We start from the raw sequence: 6,609 nt of genomic DNA on the forward strand, positions 1-6,609 counted from the left end.
ACCCCGGCTGGCAGTTTGAGCTCCCAAGCAAAAACCCATTTATTTGCTACGACTTAGACCCTGCAGAGCTCGAAGGTGACGCTAAGCACCCACAACTGTTAGAAGAGCTGGACGGCTTTAAGTTATGGCACCTCCAAGACCATCAATTTCGAGTTCCAAAAGGTGTGGTGTATATCGCTATAGATAGCCCACACTCAGTTGCCACCCCGAGAAACATCGTTAAAACACGCTTGTGTGTAGAGATGTTCTTAGACTCGCTTGAAAAAGATACGTATCAAGCTGAGATTGCTGGCATGGGCTACAACATGTATACCCATCAAGGTGGTGTCACACTTACTCTATCTGGATTTAGCGAGAAACAGCCACAGCTGCTCAATATGATTCTTGAACGTTTCCAAGCACGCGACTTTAGTTCAATACGATTCGAAACGATTAAGCATCAATTGCTCAGAAACTGGAATAACGCATCGCAAGACCGTCCTATCTCGCAGCTATTCAATGCGATGACGGGAATCTTACAGCCAAATAACCCGCCCTATTCCGTCTTAATTGAAGCGCTGGAAACAATAGAAGTCGACGAACTTTCTTCTTTTGTTCAAGCTATTTTGGCCGAACTGCATGTCGAAATGTTTGTGTATGGTGACTGGAAAAAAGCCGATGCGAACAAGATGGCTGAAACGCTAAAAGATGCCCTGCGTGTTCAAGATCAGGCTTACGAAGAGTCACTGCGCCCTTTAATCATGCTGGGTGATAACGGTAGTTTCCAACGCGAAGTGGTCTGTAATCAAGATGACTCAGCCATTGTGGTTTACTACCAATGTTCAGATATATCACCTACAAATATTGCACTGTATTCATTGGCCAACCACTTGATGTCAGCCACTTTCTTCCACGAGATTCGTACTAAGCAGCAGCTAGGCTATATGGTCGGCACTGGTAATATGCCATTGAACCGACACCCAGGTATTGTGTTGTATGTGCAATCGCCTAATGCAGCCCCAGCAGATCTGTTGGCTTCCATAGACGAGTTCCTCAATGCCTTTTACATGGTATTGCTAGAGCTTAACGACTATCAATGGCACAGCAGTAAACGCGGTCTTTGGAATCAAATTTCAACGCCAGATACCACCTTGCGTGGTCGTGCTCAACGCTTATGGGTTGCGATAGGCAATAAGGATTTGGAATTCAATCAGAGGGATCGCGTGTTAGAAGAGCTCAAAGGTCTGACTCGCTCAGACATGATGCGCTTTGTGGTTAGCCAACTAAAACCTCGTACAGCGAATCGTCTGATTATGCATGCGCACGGCAACGCTCATAATGAAGAAGAGAAGTTGTCGGCAGGTGTTGAGATTGGCTCAATTGATGAGTTTCAGTTGCGTCCTAAAGACTGTGAGCTTGGTTAGTCGTTGTTATTAAAAAGATCAGAAGGTTGATGTGAAAGCATCAACCTTTTTTATTGGGTGCAACACAAGAGCAGATCTCCTATTACGCTCCTTCGTCGCTTTAGGAGATGACGGTAGTTTTGATTGAGGTGTGTTGACCACCTTCCTAATCAACACAATAGCTTACTTTTTACATCTCAATCGTCATTCCCGAGAAGGAGGAACGACTGAATCGGGAATCTCCTTTCTTTTGCATACTCCCATAAAAATGAAGCCCGCATCAATTGCTTGATACGAGCTTTATAATCAAAGTGCTAGAAAGTTACTAATAGAAAGAGTTACTTGTAGAAAGACTCATCCAACCCAGCACGTGTCAGTAGGCCATCACATGGCGCAAAACGATCACCGTACTTCTTAGCGAAGTCGTTCATCATCTCTACCAGTGACTTAATACCAATTTGATCCATATAACGGAACGGACCACCAAGGAATGGCGGGAAGCCGATACCGAAAATAGCACCAATATCGCCATCTCGCGGGCTACGGATAATGCCATCATCCAAACAACGAACCGCTTCGTTGAGCATCGGTAACACACAACGCATTGCGATGTCGTTATCGCTTAGCTTAGGTTCAGGTTGCAGCTTAAGCAGTTTGTATACTGACTTATCGACTTCCTTCTTTTTACCTTTGTAAGTGTAAAAACCTTTGCCACTCTTACGGCCTTTACGGTTGTCATTCAAAAGAATGTCGAACACATCAGGACCTTGGAAACGCTCGCCTAATTCATTAACCAGAATCGGGATGATCTTCGCACCAATATCAACACCCACCTCGTCTAACAAAGTAATTGGGCCAACCGGGAAACCGAAGTCCACCAATGTGCTGTCGAGCTTTTCAATCGGCTCATTTGCCAATAACAGATGCGCCGCTTCATTCATGTATGGAGCAAGAATACGGTTCACATAGAAGCCAGCCGTATCTTTAACAACAATCGGCGTTTTACCTTGCTTTTTCGCTAATGCAACAACCGTCGAAATCGTCTCTTCTGACGTTGTTTCATGAGGGATGACTTCTACTAGCGGCATTTTTTCTGCCGGGCTGAAGTAGTGAAGACCAACCACGTTTTCTGGTCGCTGCGCTTTCTCTGCAATTTTGTGGATTGGCAGTGAAGACGTGTTGGTCGCAAAGATAGTCTCTGACTTAGCATTGGCTTCAATGTCTGCAACCATTGATTGCTTAAGGCCGAGATCTTCAAATACCGCTTCAATCACAACATCAGTATGGTTAAAGCTTGTAAAGTCGATACCACCAGAAAGCTGAAGCATCTTACTTTCAAGGCCAGCTCGGCTCAGAATACGACGTTTACGCTGCTTATCGAACAACTTGTAGTTGTAGTTAAGCGCATTGAGCACACCTTCATTAGACACATCTTTAATACGAACCGGTACTTTCGCTTTAGCAACACTGACGTGGCTGATACCAGCGCCCATAAGACCACCGCCCAGTACACCAACACGCTTAACCGCTTTTGGTTCTGCGTCTGCGCCATGTTCTTTTTTCATTTCAGTGGTGGCAAAGAAAATCGAACGAAGGGCTTTGGATTCTGCGGTCATCACCAATTCAGAGAAACGCTTCGCTTCGTACTGAAGACCTTTATCAAAGCCGTTCTCTAAGCCATAACGAATCACATCAAGAATCGCATCAGCGGCAGGGTAATTGCCGCGTGTTTTCTGATTGGTCTTCTTTGAAGCCTGTTCAAAAATAACCTTGCGACCAAGACCCGTACGTGAAATTATTTTTTCTTTGGCCGAAGCTTGGCTTTTAGACGCCAAGCGCTTACCTTTTTTCCCGCCTGAGTTCTTTTCAACAAAGCTCTTAGCAACTTCCAGCAAGATAGTTTCTGGCACACAAGCATCCACGACACCTAGCGATTTCGCTTTTTTAGCGCGCAGTTGCTTACCCGTAAGAATAAGGTCAAGAGAAGGCAGTAAACCGATAAGACGAGGAAGACGTTGCGTACCACCAGAGCCGGGTAACAGACCAAGCTGGACTTCTGGCAGACCTAAGCGAGTCTTATCTGAATCAGTACATACGCGGTAATCACACGATAGTGCCAGCTCTAAGCCACCACCTAAACATGGGCCGTGAATCGCTGCAACAACAGGATAAGGCAAATCAGAAAGTGCTTGGAACATCTCCTGCCCCTGGCGAGCAAGAGATTGCGCTTCATCTGCTGTCTTGCAAGCATCAAGCATTCGTACGTCAGCGCCAGCAATAAAATTATCTGGCTTCAATGAATGAACGATTAAGCCTTTAACTCGGCTTTGCTTTTCCTTCAACTGCTCGAAGATTGCTTTCATTTCTTCGGCAAACGCCGCTTGTAGCGTGTTCATTTTTTCGTTTGGTACATCGATCGCAAGCCATGCAATATCTTGGTCATCGATAGTTAAAGAAAACGCGGTCGCCAGTTTTACGGCTTCATCGTTTGAAACCGTCTTGTCACTTTTAGATACAGTCACTGGCTTTGAATCCGTTTTTTTGACTGCTTTCTTTTCTTTTTTCACATCAAGAGTCGTAGACATTATTCCACCTCCAAGATCATTGCTGCACCTAAGCCACCAGCCGCACAAGCAGTATTCAATGCTAGGCCACCACCACGACGTTTAAGTTCACGCAGTGTTTGAGTCATCATGCGTGCACCAGTCGCAGCAAACGGGTGTCCGTAAGCAATTGAGCTACCCAGCACGTTGAATTTCTCCATATCAATCTCACCGATCGCTTTGTCACGGCCAAGATTCTTCTGAGCAAATTCATCGCTTGCGAACATTTTGACGTTAGCCAGAACTTGAGCTGCAAACGCTTCATGCATCTCGATAAGTGTTAGGTCTGACAATTCTAGTCCTGTGTTCTTCAATACTTGAGAGGTCGCGTACGTCGGCCCCATCAGCATATCCGTTTCAACACCAATCGCTGAGAACGCGTAACCACGAATGTAACCAAGCACTTCTAAGCCTAGCTCTTTCGCTTTTCCTTCGCGCATCAACATCACTGCGGCACCGCCATCGGTGAGAGGCGTGGCATTGGCTGCCGTTACACTGCCGTATTGTCTGTCGAATGCAGGGCGCAATTTAGCGTAACCTTCAACCGTCGAGTCGTGGCGAATGTTGTTGTCTTCTGCTAGGTACTTTTTATAAGGCGCGGGGAATGCCGTCATCACTTCGTCTTTAATCTTGCCTTCTTTCCATGCTTGAGAAGCCAAAGAGTGAGAACGGTGAGCAAGTGCATCTTGAGCTTCGCGAGTAATACCATGTGTCTTAGCCATCTGCTCAGCAGTTTGTCCCATAGACAAACCTGTCGAGTATTCTGCGACTGCTGGTGGTACTGGCATCAAATCTTTGACTGAAAATGTTTTAAGAATCTTCAGTTTTTGACCTATGGTTTTCGTTTTACTCAGTGCTAATAAGTTCGCCGCTAACTTTTTCGAAACACCGATTGGCAATACAGAAGAAGAATCCGCGCCGCCCGCAATACCAACATCAATCGTGCCAGCCATAATGCTCTCGGTCACGTTGACTGCAGCTTGGAAGCTAGTCGCACATGCTCGCGTCACACTGTAGGCATCAGTATTAATGTCCATACCTGTACCCAGCACGATTTCACGTGCAATGTTCGGAGCTTCTGGCATTTGCACTACTTGGCCGAACACGACTTGTTCGATAAGCGCAGGATCGACATCAGTTCTTGCAAGCATTTCGCTCACCACCATTTTGCCTAGGTCAACCGCAGGCACTTGGCTAAATTCTGTGCTCTGACGAGCGAATGGGGTTCGTAGTCCAGCGACAACGGCAACACGTTCTCCAGAACGCGTTTTGACTTCCTGTTTGCCCATGGTTTCTCCTTAAGGTTAAGAGGTCTGACCTGAAGCATTGTAAACAAGTTGTTAATTAAATCAAACGGGCGTTTAAATAAACGTGATACGAGTATCCCACTGCTTGAAAATCTAACTGAACATTCAGGCGAACCTTTTTGGGGGAAAGGTTGTCGTAAGATACTAAACTATTGCAAGCAAAGCTGTTATCGCTATGTAAGGGATGTTTTTCTTAAGGCAAAAAAAACCACACAAAACTGTGTGGTCGGAATGTATATAAAGCAATTAACTTAACGCCAATTGAAATAATCAGTTTCCTGATTAGGAGAAAGTAAAGTCAGCCTTCAAAAGGAAGTGTCGTCTTGCTCAACATGCTAGCCACGAATGACTAACTAGACGACAAGGTGTACTATAGCGTTTTCGAGGGCTTAAATTTTGAAGTAGATCAATTTTAATGTGATTTTACGACTTCCTGCCGACGTTAGCCCTAAAAACGAAACAGCATATATAACGAAGCACAACGTATAGAAGACAGCTATACGCAGAGCAATTATGGAGGCTCGTGTGTCAATAATAAAAATGTTTGGAAAGAAAACAGCCAAGCGTCCGGTCAACTCTGATATGGACAAACAAAGAAAATACGAAGCACTCGTGCGCGCCTATCATCGTGACCTCTTTCGCTATGCCTATTGGCTATGCAAAGACAAAAGCATTGCCGAAGATTTAGTTCAAGAAACTTGCCTTCGTGCATGGAAGTCACTCGATAGCCTACAAGATGAAAAAGCCGCAAAGTCATGGCTGATTACTATCTTGCGCCGCGAGAATGCTCGACGTTTTGAACGCAAACAATTTGATCTGGTTGATATCGACGATCATGGTAACGATGCTAGCATCAGTGATGACCCACATCATCAACACCAATGGTTGCAAGCGCAGATCATGAAACTTGAAATCGAATACCGTGAACCCCTCTTCTTACAAGTGATTGGTGGTTTTAGTGGTGATGAGATCGCCGATATTCTCGATCTTAACAAAAATACGGTGATGACACGTTTATTCAGAGCTCGAAATCAGTTGAAAGAGATGCTGGATACAGAAGAGGCAGAGAGGGGGCAACATAATGGATGATTTGGAATTTCGTCGTCGTGTATTGTCGGAACCTAAGCAACGTACACAAGACATTATTGATGCAGCAGCGAATAGTGAAGCCAATAGTAATTTCTTAGACGATGTACTATCACTTGATAAGCAAATCCATTCAGCATTGAATGTGGATGTGCCAGACGATCTGGCAGATCGTATCCTATTCAATCAGACCTCAAGCGAAGAGAGCAAAGTAGTAAGGCCTACGTTTGC

Annotated in this window: 5 protein-coding genes; 3 read left to right on the plus strand and 2 right to left on the minus strand. The window is 45.1% G+C overall.

Annotated features, from left to right (window positions below; genetic code table 11):
• The coding region (locus AB4496_RS12765; RefSeq protein WP_372131085.1) for an insulinase family protein at positions 1-1,403 on the plus strand (1,403 nt) is incomplete at its 5' end.
• Positions 1,404-1,720: 317 nt separating this feature from the next.
• Here AB4496_RS12765 and fadJ read toward each other — a convergent pair.
• A complete protein-coding gene (gene fadJ / locus AB4496_RS12770) occupies positions 1,721-3,967 on the minus strand; it encodes a fatty acid oxidation complex subunit alpha FadJ (protein WP_009848513.1) in 2,247 nt (748 codons plus the stop codon).
• Positions 3,967-5,274 (minus strand): acetyl-CoA C-acyltransferase FadI, encoded by a 1,308-nt coding sequence (gene fadI, locus AB4496_RS12775; protein WP_009848514.1) that lies wholly within the window; start codon positions 5,272-5,274, stop codon positions 3,967-3,969. Before fadI ends, fadJ begins: the two co-directional genes overlap by 1 nt.
• A gap of 558 nt (positions 5,275-5,832) precedes the next feature.
• Between fadI and AB4496_RS12780 the strand changes: the two genes are divergently transcribed.
• Together AB4496_RS12780 and AB4496_RS12785 are read left to right on the plus strand one after the other, a co-directional pair.
• Positions 5,833-6,381, plus strand: coding sequence for a sigma-70 family RNA polymerase sigma factor (locus AB4496_RS12780; protein ID WP_009848515.1), 549 nt, complete (start codon positions 5,833-5,835; stop codon positions 6,379-6,381).
• Positions 6,374-6,609 (plus strand): DUF3379 family protein (locus tag AB4496_RS12785; RefSeq protein WP_372131087.1); only part of this gene is annotated, 236 nt, incomplete at its 3' end. The genes AB4496_RS12780 and AB4496_RS12785, both read left to right, overlap by 8 nt.

Origin of the sequence: Vibrio sp. 10N.222.46.A1, assembly GCF_041473595.1 — a bacterium.
Lineage (GTDB): Bacteria > Pseudomonadota > Gammaproteobacteria > Enterobacterales > Vibrionaceae > Vibrio > Vibrio tasmaniensis_A.